Raw genomic sequence first — 21,258 nt, 5'->3', positions numbered from 1 at the left:
GAAGGTCATCATCGTTTAGACCTTTTCAGTCAATGAAAAACTTGAATGGGCTTTTTTCAGACATTTAACGTGAGAAAAAAGAGAAAGTCTCGTCTACACTTTCTGATTGCTTCATTTTAAAAAAATTCAACCGAACGTTTCTGTATGTCCATACAGGATTTGTTTTTATTTTATCATAGAAAGCAAAAGAAGTATAGAATGGAGTTGTGTAGATGAGACAATCATCTTTGCAAGAAAAGAAGCAGACAACTTTCTGAAAAAGCTTTATCCCCTTCAAGAGTTTTGTTATAGTTAGAATAAGAGAAGAATGAAATGATTAGGGAGGTTTTTATTTGAAATTAATGTGGCGTTATGCAATGAAGCAAAAAAAATTACTATTATTTAACTTTTTTTGTGTCTTTGGTTTTATTTTAGTTGAATTGGGATTACCAACTCTACTCGCAACCATGATTGACAACGGCATTGTGCCGAAAGATATGGGCTATGTGAAACAAATGGGGATTTTGATGTTCGTGATTGTCTTGGTTGGTGTGTCTTTAAATATCCTACTAGGATTTGTGACGTCAAAAATCACAACAAATATGATTGCTGATATCAGGGACGACTTATTTGAAAAAGTGCAGGAGTATTCACATAACGAGTATGAAGAAATTGGCGTTTCTTCATTAATTACACGTGTGACCAATGACGCTTATCAAATCATGCTATTTATGCAAAATATTTTGCGGATTGGTTTTACTGCGCCGATGATGTTTATTGTCAGCTTGTATATGGTTGTCAGAACGAGTCCTTCTCTTGGGTGGTATGTACTCGGTTCATTACCCTTTTTACTAGGAGGGGTCGTGGCAATTGCTGTTTATTCTGAGCCAATTTCAAAAATGCAGCAAAAGAACTTAGACCGAATTAATGGAATTTTACGGGAGAACTTATCAGGGCTACGCGTGGTTCGTGCTTTTGTTAATGAGAAATTTGAGGAGAAGCGTTTTGAAAAAGTCAATGCGGCGTATACGACGAGTTCGAAAAGACTCTTCCGTTTGATGTCCGTGGCACAGCCGGCCTTCTTTTTCTTGTTTAATATCGTAATGGTCTTAATTATTTGGTCGGGAAGTGTTCAAATCGATGCAGGTGACTTGCAAGTCGGTGATTTAATTGCTTTTATTGAGTATATTTTCCATGCTTTATTCTCATTCATGCTATTTGCAACTGTCTTTATGATGTATCCACGTGCAGCGGTCTCAGCTGGAAGAATTCAAGAAGCGTTTGATGCCCAGCCTTTAATTAAGGACCCAGTAGATGGAATTGAAACGACTGCGACAAAAGGCGTGATCACTTTTGAAAAGGTGACATTTGCTTATCCAGGACCTTCTCAGACGCCGGTGATTCGTCAAATTAGTTTTACCGCAAACCCTGGTGAAACGGTTGCCTTTATCGGTAGTACCGGAAGCGGAAAATCGACATTGATTCAATTGATTCCGCGTTTTTATGATGTCAGTCAAGGAAGTGTCAAAATTGACGGGCATGATGTACGAGCTTATAAACTGGCTGCCCTTCGTCAAAAAATCGGCTATATTCCGCAAAAAGCCTTGCTGTTTACTGGAACAATTGCGGAGAACTTACGTTACGGAAAAGAAGACGCGACGGAAGAAGAGATGCATCGAGCATTAGCAATTGCGCAAGCCACCGATTTTGTCATGGGATTACCGGATGGACTAGACACCTTCGTATCAGAAGGGGGTAGTAATTTTTCAGGTGGTCAAAAACAACGCTTAGCAATTGCGCGTGCCGTTATTCGACAACCAGAGATCTTTATTTTTGATGATAGTTTTTCCGCGCTAGACTATGCAACCGATGCTCGTTTACGGGAGCGTTTGCGTCAAGAAACGAAAGAGTCCACGACCTTGATTGTTGCCCAACGCGTAGGAACGATTATGGATGCAGATAAAATTATTGTATTAAATGAAGGAGATGTTGTCGGTGTAGGGACGCACAAGGAGTTATTGGCAACTTGCCCAATTTATTATGATATTGCAGCATCACAATTGTCAGAGGAGGAATTAGCCAAATGAAAAACTTTTCTTCTTTTAAACGATTAGCAAATTATCTCAAACCTTATCGAATCGCCTTCTTTTTCGTCCTATTTTTTACAGTTGCTACCGTTGTTTTCAGTGGGTTACTTCCATATGTGTCTGGGTTACCAACGACGGAACTTGCGAAAAATGTTTCAGAAGGTACTGGAATTAATTTTGCTTATATTAAACAGACGCTTCTGTGGATCTTTTTCATCGGATTAGGCTATGGAATTGCCCAACTCCTCGCAGGTGTACTCATTACCAATGTGGTGCAATCGGCGATGAAAGATTTACGGCAAGATTTAGAAACAAAAATCAATCGTTTGCCTGTTTCCTATTTTGATAGAAACCAACAAGGAAATATCTTGTCGCGTGTGACAAATGATGTGGACGCAGTGAGTGGGGCGATGCAACAAGCCTTAATCGGAATTGTGAATGCGATTTTAAGTATTGCCATTGCTTTAGGGATGATGTTTTATATCAATTCGAAGATGGCTTTGTTAGCAATGATTATGATTCCCGCTTCTCTTTTGATTTCAAAAGCAATCGTAAGCAAATCGCAGCCTTATTTTAACAACATGCAAAACGCTTTAGGCGAGATGAATGGTTATGTGCAAGAAAACATGACAGGTTTTAGTGTCCTAAAAGTGTATGGGCGTGAAAAAGAAGCACTCGAAGGATTTAAACAATCGAATCATAAATTACAATATTATGGGTTTCGAGCAGCCTTTATATCAGGGTTGATGATGCCGCTTGTTCAGTTAACAGCCTACCTAGCGTACATTGTGGTCGCCGTTTTAGGAAGCTATTATGTCATTGGCGGGGTGATTGTTGTGGGGCAACTGCAAGCTTTCATTCAATACATCTGGCAAGTGAGCCAACCGATGGGGAATATTACGCAATTATCAGGTGTTTTACAAAGTGCTTCAGCTTCTGCCAAACGTGTCTTTGAAATTTTAGATGAATTAGAAGAAGTTGAAAATGAAGTTGATATTGCGTTACCAGAAGTGTTTCATGGAGAGGTCACTTTTGAAGCGGTTGATTTTGCTTATGCACCAGAAAAACCACTCATTCAAAACTTGAATTTTACTGTAAAAGCTGGGCAAACCGTTGCAATTGTCGGACCGACGGGTGCAGGAAAAACAACCTTGATTAATTTACTGATGCGCTTTTATGATGTAAATGCGGGTGCGATTAAAATTGATGGCGTCGATACGAAGAAGATGGCAAGAAGCGATGTTCGCTCGCTATTTGGTATGGTCTTACAAGACGCTTGGTTGTATGAAGGAACCATCGCTGATAATATTCGATTTGGGAAACTGGATGCAACCGATTATGAAGTGGTCGATGCAGCGAAAACGGCCAATGTCGACCATTTTATCCGCACGATGCCTGAAGGGTATGACATGTTAATTAATGCGGAGGGAGATAACGTCTCACTTGGTCAAAAACAATTGATGACAATTGCTCGAGCCGTTATTTCTGATCCGAAAATTTTAATTTTAGACGAGGCTACGAGCTCGGTTGATACACGACTGGAAGCGCTCATTCAAAAAGCAATGGACAAGGTGATGGAAGGCCGGACCAGCTTTGTGATTGCCCACCGCTTATCAACGATTCGTGATGCGGATTTAATTTTAGTGATGGATAAAGGTTCAATTATTGAACAAGGGAACCATACAACTTTATTAGCGGCGAATGGCTTTTATGCGAATCTGTATAATAGTCAATTTTCAGAAGAAGCAGAATAAGAAAAAAATGATACATGAACGGATAAAAAGAGAAAGAAGCGCATCGTCGTGCTTCGCTCCTTTTGCCGTTCATGTTTTTTGGTTAAAAGGAAGTAAGAGTCTTTTCATTTCGTGTTCTTTTTTATGAAAATGAGACCATCTCTTTTGAATATCTTGTATAATGAAGGAGAAGAGTTTCGAAGGAAGCGGGGGAATAAAACGATTGAAAAAGAAAATAAATGTTACGTTGGTGGTCCTTTGGAGTCTAGGGATTGTTTTTGGTGGAGCAAGAGATTTTCATGCGCAAACAAAGTACCAAGAAGCGACGGTCAATCAATACGGCACGATTACGTATGAACACTTTCGCATCTTAGAATCATTAGATGGGGCAAAAGCACAAGAAACTTTTGTCTCTTTAAATCAAACCTTTTTTATTTCTCGCTCGTATACTCGGGGCATTTCGACTTATTATCTGTTAGAAAATAAAGAACGCCAAGCAATGGGGTATGTTCAGGCTTCAAGTGTGACATTAGCTGGAGAACAACCCGAAGGTGTGAAGCAACCTTTAGTTCAAAGGAAAACCATTCATCACGTGGGGTATCCCATTTATGCAAACTTTGATTGGGAAGAAAAGAAACAATCAGAGGAATTGCTAGGTCAAAAAGTACGGATTAAAGGCGCCTACCATCATTTTAATGGTACCACCTATTATGAAATAGAAGATGAGCAGCAGCAACTCCTAGGGCTGCTTGATCAAAAAGCGACGGAAGAAAAACATACAGCCCAAGCAGTTTCTATAACGCCTTCTGTGGTAGACGAACCTTCCAAGTCCGTCCCAAAAGAAGAAAAAGACGAGGAAACAAAGGACTTGGTTACAAATGAAACAACGGAGACCTTGGTTCCACCGATGGAAACGAGAACTGCGACCGTTCGCTTAAGTGAAGACTTTCGCCAGCATTTGATGGGAGGGATGGCACGTGGAGCGAATGGGAGAGTCCAAAGGGACACAACGAGTTCAGTGACTGTTTCGCAGCCCTTTCAAGCGATGACCTTTAGTAGCAAACAAGCCTTTGTCGACCGGTTAGCGCAAGATGCGGTCATTTTGGGCCGTGAATACAATCTTTATCCTTCAGTGATGATTGCCCAGGCAATTTTGGAATCTGGTTATGGCGCCAGCCAATTGACGCAAGAAGCCAATAATTTTTACGGGATGAAATTTACTGTCGGTGTGGATGAAGGGAAATTTGAACGATACGAAATTGCCTCAGATGAAGTAATCAACGGCCAGCGGGTCTTGCTACCAGCTTCCTTTAGGAAATACGCGACAGCCAAAGATTCCCTGGAAGATTATGCTAAAAAAATTGCAGAAGGGGTCAATTGGGATCCGCATTTTTACCGAGGCACTTGGCGTAATGTCGCAACGACTTACCAAGAAGCGACGGAAGCTTTAACAGGGAAGTATGCAACGGATCCTCAATATGCTCAAAAATTGAATCAAATTATCGAACACTGGGACTTGACCCAATATGATTAGATAAAAAATGGAAAGAAAAAATGCTGCTTTTTTTGTAAAGGAATGAATTGTCAACAGTTGAAAAATCGGGTACGCCCTCCCTTTTTTGAAGGATTGGGAGTAGAAGATAAACAAATGCCACAAGTCCGCTTGAATTCAAGGAACTTGTGGCATTTGTTCTTTCTTATTTTGTAGTCATCACTTCGTCGACTAGACCGTATGCTTTTGCTTCTTCTGCTGACATAAAGTTGTCACGATCGGTGTCTTTTTCGATGATTTCAATCGGTTGTCCCGTGCGTTCTGCTAAAATTTTATTTAAGCGATCGCGTGTTTTTAAAATGTGGCGAGCGGCAATTTCAATTTCGGTTGCTTGTCCTTGAGCGCCACCTAACGGTTGATGAATCATTACTTCTGCATTTGGTAAAGCAAAGCGTTTGCCTTTCGTTCCGGCAGCTAGCAGGAAGCTCCCCATTGATGCAGCCATTCCCATCACGATGGTTTGTACATCGGCTTTCACAAAATTCATGGTATCAAAAATTGCTAGACCAGCTGTGACACTTCCACCAGGTGAATTGATGTATACATAGATGTCTTTTTCAGAATCTTGGGCATCAAGGAAAAGTAATTGAGCAATGATTGTATTTGCCAAATCATCGGTCACTGGACCACTTAACATAATGATGCGATCTTTTAATAAACGTGAATAGATGTCGTAGGCTCTTTCACCACGAGATGATTGTTCGATAACTGTTGGAATTAAATTCATAGGAAAAATCCTCCTTGATAGTTTTTGCTAAATTTTAACTCTAGCATATCACATTAATTGTCGATTAAATAGAGAAAACTGTCATTTAGCTAACTGAAATTATAACGGAAAGGTCAATAAAGGTCAAATGAAAAAGATTATAAAAAGCAAGAAGATATGGTAGAATGAAAGAAGGTTAAGAAAGGGAGGGAACAGCTGAAATGGCAATGTTTTTAATTGGCACAAGTGGGGTCGTCGTCGGAGCAGCATTGATGCTTATTGCTTTTTCGATTCAAATGAATTATCTCGAAAGAAAAGAAAAAAAACAACGCTTGTTGGAGCATAAGGTGAAAGAAATTGAAACATTATTGGCATTAAATAAAAAAATAATTGAAATCTTGGAAAAACGGACGATTACGATGGCTGAATATGTCAGTTTTGATGCGTTTGACGATTGTTATATTACGGTAGATGATTACATTTACTTACAATCTTTTGCTGCACATAATAGTTTTTATTTGCCAAATTATTTTTTAGATGAGTTCTTCAAACAGATTTCAACTAGAAAAGCGGTACTCTCACCGGCTGAAACCGTTTCTTTAGGCGGTTATACGTTCAAAGGTGGGCGTGTCTTGATTGAACAATTATCAGACACAATTACAGAAATGATTTATGAAAGAAAAGTACAATTGAAAAATTTAACGGATGAACCTTTGACGTTGTTTAAAAAAACACTCTAAACCTAGTGTGAAGATTTGAGGAAAAGAATGAAAAAAATAATGGTAATTGTCGGTCCGACTGCCGTAGGGAAGACGGCACTGAGTATCGAATTAGCAAAAAAATACAATGGTGAAATTATTAATGCCGATTCCATGCAAGTTTTTCGAGGACTAGATATCGGGACCGCCAAAGTTACAAAAGAGGAAGCAATGGGCGTTCCACACCACTTAATCGATCTTTATGAAATGGATCAAACCTATACCGTTGCCGATTTTCAAAAGATGGCACGTGAAAAAATTGAGGAAATTTCACAACGAGGGAAATTGCCTATCGTAGTTGGTGGAACAGGGCTTTACGTACAGGCCTTAATTTACGACTATCAATTAGGGAAACAATCAAGTCCAGAAAATTCGGAACTAAGAAAAACATATACCAAATATGGAGAAGAAAAAGGCGCTGTGGCTTTATGGGAGTTACTACAAGCACGTGATCCTCTCGCAGCTGAAAAAATTCATTTTAATAATCAACGGAAGGTTATTCGGGCGTTGGAAGTTTTTGAACTGACAGGGCAAAGTATTTTGGCACCGAAAGAAACCCCCAAAAAATTGTATGACGACTTTTTAATCGGTTTAACGACCGATCGAGCGTTACTCTATGAACGAATCAACCAACGAGTCGTTCAGATGCTCGAGAATGGTTTGCTAGAAGAGGCAAGAACTTTACTACCATTTCCAGGCACGCAGGCAGCCTTAGGAATCGGTTACCAAGAGTTTTTCCCATATTTTGAAGGGGAAGTCTCACTAGACTCGGTCATTGAAACCATTCAATTGCATTCTCGTCGCTATGCCAAACGACAATTAACATGGTTTCGTAATCGAATGGCGCCAAAGTGGTTTGATTTTATTTTAAACCCGGAATCGTTTGCGCAGTTGGAAAATCAAATCGAAGAATGGTTGAAAGGAAGTGAATGAGATGACACAAACAAAACAAGAAAAAGAACGAGTGATTATCGTTGGAGTCGAAACGGAAGAAAACTATAAATATTTTGAAGAATCAATGTTAGAACTAAAAAACTTAACGAAGACGGCTGCAGGCGAAGTTGTTTTTTCTTTAAGCCAAAAAAGACCACAGATTGATCGCAAAACAGTGGTTGGTAAAGGGAAGATGGCAGAGTTAAGTGCTTTGATTGAAGAACATGAAGCAAATTTAGTCATTTTTAATCATGAATTAACTCCAAGACAAAGTCAAAATATTGGCGATGCCTTGGGTGTACCGGTGATTGATCGCGTACAAGTGATCTTAGATATTTTTGCCATGCGCGCTCGTTCAAAAGAAGGGAAGCTTCAAGTCGAGCTTGCGCAATTAGAATACTTGTTGCCACGTTTAATGGGGCAAGGAAAGATGCTTTCTCGTCTAGGTGGAGGAATAGGTACCCGAGGGCCAGGAGAAACCAAGTTAGAAACGGATCGCCGACACATTCGTACAAAAGTGACAATCATCAAGCGAGAATTAAAAGAAGTGGAAGCCCACCGGTCACGCACCCGTCAAAAACGCCAAGACAACGAGACCTTTCAAATCGGCCTGATTGGCTACACGAATGCTGGCAAGTCAACAATTTTAAATTTGCTCACTAAGGCAGAAACTTATGAAGAAGATTTATTATTTGCGACGCTTGATCCGCTGACGAAAAAGTGGCGACTGCCAGAAGGGTTTGAAGTGACCTTAACAGATACCGTTGGTTTCATTCAAGATTTACCAACGCAATTAATTAGCGCCTTTCATTCGACGCTAGAAGAAAGTAAAAGCATGGATTTGCTCTTACATGTCGTTGATGCAAGTTCTGAAAATCGACAACAACACGAAGAAACGGTCTTGCAATTAATGGATGAACTTTCATTGAATGAAATTCCTGTTTTAACAGTCTATAATAAAGCGGACCAAACAGATCCATTGCAATTTGTCCCAACGCTCTTTCCGAGTGTTTTGATTTCCGCTAAAAGTCTTCGAGGAAAGGAACAGTTAACGCAAGCCATCAAACTGACCTTAATGGAGATATTACAACCTTACACCTTGACTTTAGCGCCAAGTGAGGGAAATCTATTAAGCTTATTGCAAAGAGAGTCGCTATTACTTTCGTCCGATTTTAATGAAGAAGAACAAGTATATTTAGTCAAAGGCTTTGCTTTGCCGCATTCTTATGCGATGCGACGTATGGAAGCATGACGTTGAAAAAATGGAACAAGTAGTCCTTTTGACTGCTTGTTTTTTATTTTAAAAAAAACAAAGAATTGATGTTAGAAAAGCTGACATAAGAGGTTGACAAGCAAGGAAGGTCTTGGTATATTTTTTTTAGAATGACTAGAAAATAAAAAAGGTTGCTAAGGTTTTCCTGGAAAGTCGGAAGAAAAAAACCTTAAATATGTCAGACGAGGAAGGCTATCATGCAAGAAAAGGAATTACGACGTTCGATGTCTGTTTTTCCAATTGGAACAGTCATGAAGTTGACTGATTTAACAGCGCGACAAATTCGTTATTATGAGGAACAAGATTTGATTCACCCCGAGAGAAGTGAAGGGAATCGCCGAATGTATTCTTTAAATGACATTGATGTCTTACTTGAAATTAAAGATTACCTCTCAGATGGATTAAATATGGCTGGTATTAAAAAGCTCTATAAGATGAAGGAAGAAGAAAAAGAAGCGAAAGTAAAACAGCCACTGACGGATAAAGACGTTCGTCGGATTTTCTATGATGAGTTACTCTCTCAAGGAGGGTTGTCACAAAGCAATCCCTTCCAAAAGAATCCAAGAATATAAAATTTTAACCGACATGAAAGAGGATGGAAAAATATGCCAAGAGTTGACTATACTGCTGCCGAAATTATCCAAAATGCCAAAGAAGAAAATGTGCATTTTTTACGTTTAATGTTTACTGATATCATGGGAACGATTAAAAACGTGGAAGTGCCAATTAGTCAATTACAAAAAGTACTTGATAAAAAAATGATGTTCGATGGCTCTTCAATTGAAGGATTTGTCCGAATTGAAGAAAGCGATATGTTCTTATATCCAGATTTAACGACCTGGTTAATCTTCCCTTGGGAAAATCAGCATGGAAAAGTTGCACGTTTGATTTGCGATATTTACAACCCAGATGGTACCCCCTTTGCAGGCGACCCTCGCGGAAATTTAAAGCGTGTCTTAAAAGGGATGGAGACTCTTGGCTTTACCTCCTTTAATTTAGGTCCAGAACCTGAATTTTTTCTCTTTAAGTTAGACGAGAATGGAGAAATTACAACAGACCTTAATGATAAAGCTGGATATTTTGATTTTTCTCCCATGGATTTAGGTGAAAATTGTCGACGAGATATCGTGCTGGAATTAGAGAAAATGGGCTTTGAAGTAGAAGCCTCACACCATGAAACGGCACCAGGACAACACGAAATTGATTTTAAGTATGCCGATGTAATTGAAGCATGTGATAACATTCAAACGTTTAAATTGGTTGTGAAAACGATCGCTCGTAAGCACGGATTGCACGCAACCTTTATGGCGAAACCATTGTATGGGATTGCAGGTTCTGGGATGCATTGCAATATGTCTTTGTTTAAGGGGAAAAAGAATGCCTTTTTCGATCCAAAAGGAGAGATGCAACTCAGTCAAGTGGCCTACCAATTTATGGCAGGGTTGTTGGAACACGCGCGTGCTTTTACGGCCGTTTGTAATCCAACCGTCAATTCGTATAAACGTTTAGTTCCTGGTTTTGAAGCACCTGTTTATGTTGCTTGGTCCGGACACAATCGCTCCCCGCTTATTCGGATTCCGGAAGCACGAGGGTTATCAACTCGAGTGGAATTGCGTTCAGTTGATCCTACGGCCAATCCTTATTTAGCGATGGCAGTCTTGTTAGAAGCTGGACTTGATGGCATCCGTCGGAAATTGACCCCACCACCTGCGGTTGATCGCAATATTTATGTGATGACTGAAGAAGAGCGTGAAGCGGCGCAGATTTATGACCTGCCATCGACGATTCACAACGCGATTAAAGCATTGAGAAAAGATCCCGTGATGATTGAAGCGCTTGGCCAACATATTTATGGTAACTTTAATGAAGCCAAACGAATGGAATGGGCGGCTTATCGTCAAACTGTTTCTGAGTGGGAAAGAGAGCAATACTTGGAATTGTACTAAGAAAGAAAGCAAAGAGGCGAGGTGCATGCCAACGCCTCTTTTTGCGTCAGTTTTGATGAAAGTGCCAACAAAAGCAATGCGGTTTTTTCTGAAAGTTTTCTAAGAAGAATCGAACGAATGCAAAGAGATTATGAAAAAACAAGTAAAATCTTCAGATAGACTAGTAAAAGTTTCGAAACTTTGCTAGAATAAAGGCGTTAGTTGAGATGCAAGAATCTTGACAAATAAGTTTAGCTAAAAACTAGGAGGAAATTATTATGCCATTAGTATCAGGAACTGAAATCTTACAGGCAGCTCGTAAAGGCGGCTATGCAGTTGGAGCTTACAACACAAACAACTTAGAGTGGACGCAAGCGATCTTACAATCGGCACAAGCGAAAAATGCGCCAGTTTTAATCCAAACATCAATGGGTGCAGCAAAATACATGGGTGGTTACAAATTAGTTGTAAGCATGGTGAAAGAATTAATGGAATCAATGAACATCACTGTTCCAGTGGCTCTACACTTAGACCATGGTGATTATGAAGCAGCACTTGCGTGTATTGAAGCAGGTTACACTTCAGTTATGTTTGATGGTTCTCATTTACCTTTCGAAGAAAACTTAAAATTAGCAAAAGACGTTGTTGCAAAAGCACATGCAAAAGGCGTTTCTGTTGAGTGTGAAGTAGGTTCAATTGGTGGAGAAGAAGATGGAGTCGTTGGTACTGGTGAATTAGCAGATATCGATGAGTGTGTACAAATTGCGAACACAGGTATTGACTTCCTAGCATGTGGAATTGGAAACATCCACGGCGCATACCCTTCAAACTGGGCTGGTTTAGCATTTGACCACTTACAAGCAATTGCAAATGCAGTTGGCGAAGATATGCCATTAGTTTTACATGGTGGTTCAGGAATTCCTGCAGACCAAATTTCAAAAGCAATCTCAATGGGTGTTTCAAAAATTAACGTAAACACAGAGTTCCAAGTTGTTTTTGCGAAAGCAACTCGCGAATACATTGAAGCTGGTAAAGATTTAGAAGGCAAAGGATTTGACCCTCGTCAATTATTAGCACCAGGGAAAGCAGCGATCGTTAGAGAAGCGGAAGCGCACATCGATTTATTCGGTTCAGCGAACAAAGCATAATTTTATAAATATTTTTGGGGCTGTGACAATCGTCATGGCCTTCTTTTATTACAACCATGTCTGTGGAATGAAATCTAAAAAGGAATCCATTTCGTCATTGGAAAGACCAGCGAAAAGAATGGTTCGATGGTCTTTCCAGTTTCTAAAAGGCACACACCTTTTGACTGGAAAAGATAAACAAAAACGGAAGAAGGAATGGGCTGCGTGAAGGAAAACACGCGTACCTTTTTTCTTTTCAGTAAATATGCTAAAATAGTAAAGATTGAAATAATTAATTGAAAATAAATAGGTGAAATTTGATGAAAAAAATAATAATTGAAGGTAATAAGCCACTAACAGGAGAAGTAACGATTAGTGGTGCAAAAAATAGTGTCGTGGCCTTAATCCCTGCAGCAATTTTGGCCGACTCACCGGTAACTTTAGAAGGAGTCCCTGACATTCAGGACGTCCATTCATTAATTGAAATTTTAGAAATCATGGGTGTGAAAACCAAATTTGAAAACAATCGTTTAGAAATTGATCCAACAGAAATTGCTTCCATTCCGATGCCAACGGGGAAAATCAATAGCTTACGAGCGTCGTATTATTTTATGGGTGCTTTGCTTGGCAAGTTTGGCGAAGGCGTGGTTGGTCTACCTGGTGGTTGTAACCTAGGTCCTCGTCCAATCAACCTCCATATTAAAGGATTTGAAGCGCTCGGCGCACAAGTCACCAATGAACACGGTGCGATGTATTTGCGTAGTGGTGACGGACTCGTTGGGACACGTATTTTTATGGATATGGTTTCAATTGGTGCGACGATTAATGTCATCTTTGCAGCCGTTCGTGCCAAGGGTCGGACGATTATTGAAAATGCGGCCAGAGAACCTGAAATTATCGATGTTGCCACTTTATTAAATAATATGGGGGCAAAAATTCGTGGAGCAGGAACCAATGAAATTCGGATTGATGGAGTCGAAGCGCTGCACGGTTGCCGTCACTCCATTATTCCTGACCGGATTGAATCTGGAACCTACCTAGCCTTAGCAGCGGCTGTTGGCAATGGGGTAACTGTGAAAAATGTGATTTACGAACACCTGGATAGTTTTATTGCGAAGTTACAAGAAATGGGCGTGAAGATGGATATTGGTGAAGATAGTATCTACGTCCATCCAGCGAAGGACCTAAAGCCGATTTCCCTAAAAACGTATCCTTATCCAGGTTTTGCAACGGACTTGCAACAACCACTCACTCCGTTATTACTTAAAGCACAAGGGACTTCAGAAGTCGTCGATACGATTTATCCAAAACGGGTTAATCATATCCCAGAATTGATTCGGATGGGTGCAAAAGCAAGCATTGAAGGATCAATGGTTGTCGTGAATGGTGAGAGTGAGTTACAAGGAACAGAAGTGATGGCTTCGGATTTACGAGCAGGTGCCTGTTTAGTTATTGCTGGTTTAATGGCAAAAGGAACGACAAAAATTAGTAAAGTCGATCATATTTTAAGAGGATATGACCATATTATTGAAAAATTAACTGCTTTAGGAGCAGAGATTAAAATGATTGAGGAGTAGTAGATGGCTGATTATTTAACAATGGCAGAGCTCGAACATCGTACCTTAAAAGAAATCTACACCTATGCAAAAGAATTAAAGATTCCGTATTACAGCCAAATGAATAAAAAGGAACTCTCCTTAGCAGTCATTCGAGCGCAAGCGGAAAAACAAGGGTTCTTTTACATGGAAGGAATTTTAGACATTATCGGTCAAGAAGGGTATGGCTTTTTACGTCCGATTAACTATGGTCCGAGTGCGGAAGACATTTATATATCGACTTCGCAAATTCGTCGTTTTGGCTTGCGAAATGGCGACAAGGTGGCCGGAAAAGCACGCCCACCAAAAGAATCTGAACGTTACTATGGTTTGATGCATGTAGAAAGTGTCAATGGGAAAAATCCGGAAGAAGCCAAAGAACGTCCACATTTCCCAGCTTTGACGCCCTTATACCCCGATCGTAAAATTCAATTAGAGACCACAACCGGGCGACTATCGACGCGTATGATTGATTTGTTTTCCCCAATTGGTTACGGGCAACGTGGGCTAATTGTTGCGCCACCCAAAGCCGGAAAAACAAGTATTCTAAAAGAAATAGCCAATGGCATTACAGAAAATCACCCCGAAGTAGAATTGATTGTTTTGCTTATTGATGAACGTCCAGAAGAAGTAACCGATCTCGAGCGAAGCATTAAAGGAGATATTGTCTCATCAACTTTTGATTTGCAGCCAAGCAACCATACACGAGTGGCAGAACTTGTGTTAGAACGAGCGATGCGTTTGGTGGAAGATAAGCGTGATGTCGTGATCTTAATGGATAGTTTGACGCGTTTGGCCCGAGCCTATAACTTAGTTGTCCCTCCAAGTGGTCGGACGTTAAGTGGTGGGATCGATCCCGCAGCTTTATACAAGCCTAAGAAATTCTTTGGTGCTGCTCGAAATATTGAAGAAGGCGGTAGTTTGACGATTTTGGCCACAGCTTTAGTTGATACAGGTAGTCGCATGGATGATGTCATTTTTGAAGAATTCAAAGGTACCGGGAACATGGAACTCCATTTATCTAGACAACTAGCGGAACGGCGCATTTTCCCGGCCATTGACTTGAAAAAATCAAGCACGCGTAAAGAAGACTTATTAATGACATCTGAGCAATTAGAAGATACTTGGAAACTACGCAACAACATGCAAGGAGAGTCTTTAGAGTATACGGAGCAGTTTGTTCAGTTAATGAAAAAGACGAAGAGTAATGAAGCATTCTTGCAGACAATCAATGAGTTATCCTTCGGAGAAAAAATAACGAAACGAATTAAAAAAAGATAATTGCATCTAAAAACGAAACGTGTTAAGATGTTCTTGTTGTAAATTTCAAAATCAACTCTGGTTCAGCAAATGGATCAGGGCAAAGGAGAGAAAGCATTATGAAACCAAATATTCATCCAGAGTACCATCCAGTGGTATTCCTAGACTCAACGACAGGTTTTAAATTCTTGTCAGGATCAACAAAAAAATCATCTGAAACAATCGAGTGGGAAGATGGTAATACATACCCAGTTATCCGTGTTGAGGTGACTTCTGACTCACACCCGTTCTATACAGGTCGTCAAAAATTCACTCAAGCAGACGGACGTGTGGATCGTTTCAACAAAAAATACGGTCTCAAAGACGCAAACGCTGCAGAATAATCAAAAAATTGAAAAGAGCTTACCTTTTACGAGGGAGCTCTTTTTTTGTCGATTGCGTTTGCTTGTAGCAATTAAGCTCTCACTTTTTTGACAGACAAGTACTATTTCATTCATTGAATCGGTTATAAAAAAATGACTCGAAATCCGACAAGCTTGATGGACCAAACGACCGAAATTTTTGCTATGTTAAGGCAAGAGGACCATTCATAGGAAGAAATGGTTGGAGCCATAGATAAAATTTGGAGGTTAAGCAAATGCAAGCAAAAATTATCGCACAAGGAAAACGTTTCGGCGTGGAGATGGCTGTTTGTGTGGTCGATGGTGTCGTGTATATTAATGGTGTCAAAAATGATTTGTACGATTGGGCCTTGGAAGAACAACATCCGATTGCAGGTTCTTATGACTATGTGAAAGCGGATTCTATGCTCAACATTGCCAATACGCTTCATTTTCATTTTTTCGATAGTGCCCCCAGCTTTGTCACTATCGGAACGTTTGAACTGGTACCTGCGGAAGAAAAGATTGAATTTGTCGACTAAATGTTGACAAGGAGTAAAAAAAAAGAAGATTTGATGAGGATGTTTTTCCAATCAAATCTTCTTTTTCATGCTTGCAATCATTCCGTGAAACGTAAGGATTTTACCGCGCAGCGTTCGTCTGGAGATGGTACATTTCGGCATATTGTCCATTGAGTGCTAGGAGTTCTTCGTGCGTACCTTGTTCTCGAATGACGCCTTGGTCAAGCAGTAAAATCTGGTCAGCCTGCTGTATCGTGGAGAGTCGATGCGCAATTATAAAGGTCGTTCGTCCTTCTTTGACAACATTCATCGCGTTTTGAATAATCTCCTCGGTTTCCGTATCAATATGAGAAGTGGCTTCATCTAAAATCAGAATCTTGGGATTTTTGGCTAACGTTCGTGCAAAAGCAATTAATTGTCGTTCACCGGAAGAAAGCGATTGGCCTTTTTCAATGACTTCTTCATGAATTCCCTTTGGCAATTTATCAAGCAAGGGTTGGGCCCCAACTTTTTGTAAAGCAGAGACAATCATTGCTTCTGTAATGGTTTCATCTTGCATACTGACGTTACTCCCAATGGTACCACTAAAGAGATAAGGCTCTTGTAAAACAATCCCCATTTGTTCACGAACACTTTCTCGGTTGCATTGTTGAATGGGTTGCTTATCGATCAAAATGCTCCCTTTTTGAGGATCATAAAAACGAAAGAGTAAGTTAATTAACGAACTTTTTCCAGAACCAGTATGTCCAACCAATCCGACGGTTTCTCCTGGACGGACATGAAAGTGAATCTCTTTTAATACGGGAGCTGTTGCCTCATAACCAAAGGTGACATGCTCAAACTGGATCTCCCCTTTTAAAAAGTGAAGCGGCAAGTCACTGTCGATTTCGTTTGCTTCATCTAGTAGCTCGAAGACACGTTCACCTGCTGCTAGTGACTGTTGGAGTGTTGGCATGATACGAACTAAGTTTAAGATGGGATCGAAAAGACTTGAAATATAATTGATTAAAATAAAAATTGTTCCCATCGAATACCCTAACACACCGTTTGTAAATTGGGTTCCCAAATAGAGTAAAAGACAAAAGGTGACGATATTCTTAATAAAAGTGGAAAAATCCCAAGAAAAAATCCCGTCTAAGCGTATGGTCCGCACACGATTGTCGAGCCAAGCTTGATTTTTTTCTTCAAATTCTTCTAGCATACTCACTTGCTGATGGAAAAGCTGGACAATCGAAACACCTTGGATAATTTCGGCGGTTAGGCTATTTAATTCACTCACAATTTCACGCCAATTTTTATTTAAAGGGGTGGAAAAACGTACGTAAAAAAATTGCCAAAGAATAAAGAAAGGGAGCAAGAATAGGAGGGCGAGTCCAACTTGGCGACTAACAAGAAAAAGTGCAAGATAAGTCCCAATGACCATCAATGTGTTTAGCAACACTTGACTACTAAAATTTTGGTAAAAATGATTACGGATGACTTCGGTATCGTTGACAATCCTAGCTGAAATTTTTCCAGCTGGTTTATCGTCAAAATAAGAAATCGGTAATTGCTGCATTTTTTCATGCGCGGCATCGCGAATTCTCTTACCAACTCGGTTCGATGCATAAGAAAAAAGGAGTTGGCTAAAATAACCGGTTATGGCACTCAGTATGGTAATCAGCATAAACCAACCGAATTTTTGAATCAGAAATGCGGGGGGCAGCTGTTGCTGGTTTTCGACACTTTTTGAGATGGCGTCGATGATTTCTTTTCCAATCATGGGTGAATAAATGACCGTCCCCGCAGAGAAAATGGAAAGAATAAAACTCAAACTATAAAAAAGCGGTTCGTCTTTTAAGTAACTTAAAAGGCGTCTAAAGGTTTTCATTACTTGTTTCCTCCAATTGTTGTTTCAAATGTTGCTGGTAATACCAGCCTTTTTTTTCTAAAAGGGCTTCAGGCGTCCCACATTCGATGATTTTTCCTTGATCCATCACAATCACTTTTTCGGCCTTAGCGACGGCTGAAAGTCGATGAGTGATGATAATGGTTGTTTGGTTTTGTCGAATTTCTTGAATGTTTTTTATAATTGCCTGCTCGGTTTTGGCATCGACGGCCGAAAGCGAATCATCGAGAATTAACAATTCGGGTTGGCGAATTAAGCCTCGAGCAATGGAAATCCGCTGCTTTTGACCACCAGAGATTGAAACCCCCTTTTCACCGATTAAGGTCTCTAACCCTTGCGCCATTCGATTCACATCTTTGGTAAAATCAGCCGATTCGATGACTGCTAGCACTTCGGCTGCCGTCGCTTGGTGTTTGCCAAAGCGAATATTATAATCAACATTTTTGGAAAACAGAATATGCTCTTGTGGCACATAGCCAATCTGTTTTTCTATGTCCGCAATTTGATAGTCGGCTACTTTTTTTCCATTAATGGCTAAGTGCCCTTGATTGCTGACGGGATATTGTCGGAGAAGTTGTCGAATCAATGTTGTTTTCCCACTACCTGTAGGCCCAACAATCCCTAAAGTTTCACCTTGCTTTAGTACCAAATCAATGTTTTCGATGGTTGGTGTTTGACTCGTTGGATACTGAAAAGAATAATCAGAAAAGACAATTTCTTCAATTTTTGAGAGGTCGTGACTGCCAGTTTTTTCTACGAGGTCATCGGCTGTTAAGATTTCTTCAATTTTTCGGTAAGAGATGTTTCCTTGTTGATAGACAAGTACAATATCTGAAAGACCCCAAATCGAGCCGCTCAACATGCCTAAGTAAATTTGAAAGGAGATGAGTTCCCCAACGGTCATCTGACCAAGGTGAATTAAATACCCGCTGTAGGTTAAACCAATTGCCATGCTAAGTCCTGTAAAAAAACGAGCAATGGGCAAAACAGCACCGTTATAAGCCATTAGTAAATTTGCTTTTTCTGAAACTTCGGCTGTGCGAGACTGAAAGCGTCTTTGCTCGAGTTCCTTTTTTCCATAGGCACGCATCACACGAACCCCATCAACAACTTCTAAGACTTCATTACTTAAGGTTGCGACGGCATCCCGGTTGGCCTCGTAAAGGACATCAATTTTTGTCCACAACTTGAGAATCGACCAAGCGAAGAAGAAAAGTGGCACTGTGCTAGCAAGTGCGGCCTTCCAAGAAATCGTGAGCATCATGATGGCTAGAATACTGACTGCCCAAGTACCGTTTGAGACAATTAACATAAAACCATAACCGATGGTATCACCGAGTGCTTCAATATCGCTTGTCATTCGAGTCATTAAATCACCCGAGCGAAAGCGCTCATAAAAAGGGGTTCGAAGCTGCAATAGACGTTGATACAATTGCGTGCGCAAAGATTTTTGATAGTGATAGCATTGACTGAATAAAAGGACGACCCAAGTGATGTCAACGAGATAAATCAAGAGGATACTAAGCGCAAAGATGCCCAAATAACTGCTTAAATTTTGTTGCGTGAGTGTTTGATTCACCATCGCATCAATAAAACGTTGAATCAAGTAATTAGGAACGATCGCCAGGACAGATGAAAGCAAAGCGAAAAGAGTGATTACGCTATACAAATAAGGGTGTTGTTTAATATAAGACCAAAAAGCTTTTAACATAAAAGAATTCCTCATATTTTCTATAATTTTCAAAAAAAGGGGTAAAAAAGTGCACAAAAAAGCCTCGTTTTGTCCATCGGCCGACTGAACAAAACGAGGCATAAATGTTTACTAATAAAAAGCGGTAGCCAAAAAAGCTAGCCCTCTAAAAGATTACCTACTTGTAAAGGAGTTCGATGATTCATATGAAATTGATAGGTCGTGTTATTTTGGATTAAATGTAATTTCATTTTGAAAACTCCTTCCTTAAATTTTTGATAGTTTCAATTTACTACATATTTTTCTCCTTGTAAAGTCTAAAAATTAAAAAAGTTTTAAAAGAAAACAAGAAAAAGAGAAGAGGAAAATGAAATTGTTATTTTAATTGTGTTAAAATGAAAAAAAGAAATCGGAAAGGAAAATACAAAGAATGATTAGCATGCATGAAATGATTGCACAATTAAAGCAAAAGAAAAGTGATCGATTTGAAAGTATCGAAAGCTATGAATCCGTTGATGATCTCATTTCTCGCTTGATGAGGTTAAATCCAATGGTTACCTATGAACAATACGATCAATCATTGGATAAGGGGCAAAAGCATTACATCTTAGTGATTCAAAATCGACAGAAAAAGCGTTTTAATGTGTATACAGAAAATGATTTTTTTACCTTAAAGGCATTATTAGAAAATGATGATATTCTAGGCTGAAGGGGCGTTTCTCGTGCATTATTTGGTTGCTTTGTTAGAATAAAGGGACAAGTATTTTGGGAGGAAAAGATTGATGGAATATATCAAATTAGGGAATACGGGATTAGATGTCTCACGACTTTGCCTAGGGGCAATGGGGTTTGGCAGTTCAACAAATTGGATTCATGATTGGATTTTGGAAGAAGAAGCCAGTCGGCCAGTGATAAAGAAAGCCTTAGATTTAGGTATTAATTTCTTTGATACCGCCAATATTTATTCGTTAGGACGTAGCGAGGAAGTCTTAGGAAAAGCCTTACGTGATTTTGGTAAGCGAGAAGAATTGGTTGTCGCAACCAAACTTTATATGCCGATGAAAAAAGCACCGAATAGTGGGGGACTTTCAAGAAAAGAAATCTTCTTTCAAGTCGAGGAAAGCTTAAAGCGTTTAGGAATGGACTATATCGATTTGTATATCATTCATCGCTGGGATTACCACACGCCAATTGAGGAAACGATGGAGGCTTTACATGACTTAGTTAAAGCTGGAAAAGTCCGTTATCTAGGAGCCTCCGCAATGTATACGTGGCAATTTGCGAAGGCGCAATTTGTTGCAGAAAAAAATGGATGGACAAAATTCGTTTCAATGCAAAATCATTTGAACTTGTTATATCGTGAAGAAGAAAGAGAAATGCTGCCGTTTTGTGCCGATCAAAAAATTGCATTGACTCCCTATAGTCCCTTGGCTTCCGGACGTTTAACAAGAGATTGGACAGGAGAAACCAAACGAGCACAAACGGACAAAACATCGAGAGTAAGATACGATCAAACGATGGAACAAGACCGTGTGATTGTTGAAAGAGTGGCACAAGTTGCAAAAGAACATGGCGTAAAACGCGCGCAAGTAGCCCTAGCGTGGCTGATGCAAAAAGAAGTGCCGACCATTCCAATTATTGGTGCGACGAAAGAGAGGCATTTGTTAGAAGCGTTACCGGCGATTGATCTCCAACTAACCAAGGAACAAGTTGCCTTTTTAGAAGCACCCTATGTCCCGCACCGAGTAGTTGGAGCCAGATAAAAAACAGTAAGAATGAGTAAAAAAGAGGGGAACAAAAGTCGTTTTTCTCTGAGAAACGGGAGGGAAATTCGAACAAATGGCTTTTTCA

At 39.9% G+C, this 21,258-nt stretch carries 18 protein-coding genes; 15 read left to right on the top strand and 3 right to left on the bottom strand.

Going from position 1 to position 21,258, the window contains the following annotated elements; translation table 11 throughout:
* The first annotated feature begins 332 nt into the window (after positions 1-332).
* The 3 genes from ACYSNO_RS03510 to ACYSNO_RS03500 all read left to right on the top strand — a co-directional run bounded on the left by ACYSNO_RS03510 (position 333) and on the right by ACYSNO_RS03500 (position 5,333).
* On the top strand, positions 333-2,066 hold the full coding sequence (locus ACYSNO_RS03510; protein WP_461729673.1) for an ABC transporter ATP-binding protein: 1,734 nt from the start codon (positions 333-335) through the stop codon (positions 2,064-2,066).
* On the top strand, positions 2,063-3,820 hold the full coding sequence (locus ACYSNO_RS03505; protein WP_461729672.1) for an ABC transporter ATP-binding protein: 1,758 nt from the start codon (positions 2,063-2,065) through the stop codon (positions 3,818-3,820). The genes ACYSNO_RS03510 and ACYSNO_RS03505 overlap by 4 nt, the downstream gene beginning before the upstream one ends.
* A gap of 202 nt (positions 3,821-4,022) precedes the next feature.
* Positions 4,023-5,333, top strand: coding sequence for a glucosaminidase domain-containing protein (locus tag ACYSNO_RS03500; RefSeq protein ID WP_461729671.1), 1,311 nt, complete (start codon positions 4,023-4,025; stop codon positions 5,331-5,333).
* 163 nt (positions 5,334-5,496) lie between these two features.
* Here the strand turns inward: ACYSNO_RS03500 and clpP are convergent, their stop codons facing one another.
* The gene (clpP, locus tag ACYSNO_RS03495) at positions 5,497-6,078 is read right to left on the bottom strand and encodes an ATP-dependent Clp endopeptidase proteolytic subunit ClpP (protein WP_461729670.1); all 582 of its coding nucleotides are present in this window, start codon (positions 6,076-6,078) and stop codon (positions 5,497-5,499) included.
* Between the two features lie 200 nt (positions 6,079-6,278).
* Here clpP and ACYSNO_RS03490 point away from each other — a divergent pair, with 200 nt between their 5' ends.
* From ACYSNO_RS03490 to ACYSNO_RS03445, 10 genes are all read left to right on the top strand, one after another.
* Positions 6,279-6,797 (top strand): hypothetical protein, encoded by a 519-nt coding sequence (locus tag ACYSNO_RS03490; RefSeq protein WP_461729669.1) that lies wholly within the window; start codon positions 6,279-6,281, stop codon positions 6,795-6,797.
* A gap of 27 nt (positions 6,798-6,824) precedes the next feature.
* The gene (gene miaA, locus ACYSNO_RS03485) at positions 6,825-7,748 is read left to right on the top strand and encodes a tRNA (adenosine(37)-N6)-dimethylallyltransferase MiaA (protein WP_461729668.1); all 924 of its coding nucleotides are present in this window, start codon (positions 6,825-6,827) and stop codon (positions 7,746-7,748) included.
* Between the two features lies 1 nt (position 7,749).
* The gene (gene hflX, locus ACYSNO_RS03480) at positions 7,750-9,000 is read left to right on the top strand and encodes a GTPase HflX (protein WP_461729667.1); all 1,251 of its coding nucleotides are present in this window, start codon (positions 7,750-7,752) and stop codon (positions 8,998-9,000) included.
* A gap of 218 nt (positions 9,001-9,218) precedes the next feature.
* A complete protein-coding gene (locus ACYSNO_RS03475) occupies positions 9,219-9,593 on the top strand; it encodes a MerR family transcriptional regulator (RefSeq protein WP_461729666.1) in 375 nt (124 codons plus the stop codon).
* 33 nt (positions 9,594-9,626) lie between these two features.
* Positions 9,627-10,967, top strand: coding sequence for a type I glutamate--ammonia ligase (gene glnA / locus ACYSNO_RS03470; protein WP_461729665.1), 1,341 nt, complete (start codon positions 9,627-9,629; stop codon positions 10,965-10,967).
* Between the two features lie 257 nt (positions 10,968-11,224).
* Positions 11,225-12,094, top strand: coding sequence for a class II fructose-bisphosphate aldolase (locus ACYSNO_RS03465; RefSeq protein ID WP_461729664.1), 870 nt, complete (start codon positions 11,225-11,227; stop codon positions 12,092-12,094).
* A 299-nt stretch (positions 12,095-12,393) separates the two neighbouring features.
* Positions 12,394-13,650 (top strand): UDP-N-acetylglucosamine 1-carboxyvinyltransferase, encoded by a 1,257-nt coding sequence (locus ACYSNO_RS03460; protein ID WP_461729663.1) that lies wholly within the window; start codon positions 12,394-12,396, stop codon positions 13,648-13,650.
* Between the two features lie 3 nt (positions 13,651-13,653).
* A complete protein-coding gene (gene rho / locus ACYSNO_RS03455) occupies positions 13,654-14,949 on the top strand; it encodes a transcription termination factor Rho (protein ID WP_461729662.1) in 1,296 nt (431 codons plus the stop codon).
* Between the two features lie 98 nt (positions 14,950-15,047).
* Positions 15,048-15,311 carry a type B 50S ribosomal protein L31 gene (locus tag ACYSNO_RS03450; protein WP_461729661.1) on the top strand — a complete coding sequence of 88 codons (264 nt, stop codon included), beginning with the start codon at positions 15,048-15,050 and terminating at the stop codon, positions 15,309-15,311.
* 254 nt (positions 15,312-15,565) lie between these two features.
* Positions 15,566-15,850, top strand: a complete 285-nt coding sequence (locus ACYSNO_RS03445) for a hypothetical protein (RefSeq protein WP_461729660.1) — start codon at positions 15,566-15,568, stop codon at positions 15,848-15,850.
* Positions 15,851-15,950: 100 nt separating this feature from the next.
* Here the strand turns inward: ACYSNO_RS03445 and ACYSNO_RS03440 are convergent, their stop codons facing one another.
* Together ACYSNO_RS03440 and ACYSNO_RS03435 are read right to left on the bottom strand one after the other, a co-directional pair.
* Complete coding sequence (locus ACYSNO_RS03440; RefSeq protein WP_461729659.1) at positions 15,951-17,699, bottom strand: ABC transporter ATP-binding protein; 1,749 nt, start codon at positions 17,697-17,699, stop codon at positions 15,951-15,953.
* On the bottom strand, positions 17,686-19,428 hold the full coding sequence (locus ACYSNO_RS03435) for an ABC transporter ATP-binding protein (protein ID WP_461729658.1): 1,743 nt from the start codon (positions 19,426-19,428) through the stop codon (positions 17,686-17,688). The genes ACYSNO_RS03440 and ACYSNO_RS03435 overlap by 14 nt, the downstream gene beginning before the upstream one ends.
* Positions 19,429-19,837: 409 nt before the next feature.
* Here ACYSNO_RS03435 and ACYSNO_RS03430 point away from each other — a divergent pair, with 409 nt between their 5' ends.
* The gene (locus ACYSNO_RS03430) at positions 19,838-20,116 is read left to right on the top strand and encodes a hypothetical protein (RefSeq protein WP_461729657.1); all 279 of its coding nucleotides are present in this window, start codon (positions 19,838-19,840) and stop codon (positions 20,114-20,116) included.
* 73 nt (positions 20,117-20,189) lie between these two features.
* Complete coding sequence (locus ACYSNO_RS03425) at positions 20,190-21,170, top strand: aldo/keto reductase (protein WP_461729656.1); 981 nt, start codon at positions 20,190-20,192, stop codon at positions 21,168-21,170.
* Positions 21,171-21,258 lie beyond the last annotated feature (88 nt).

Source organism: Enterococcus sp. LJL98, assembly GCF_054871745.1.
The sequence above is the reverse complement of the archived record's forward strand: the minus strand, read 5'-3'. Positions and strand labels throughout refer to the sequence as shown.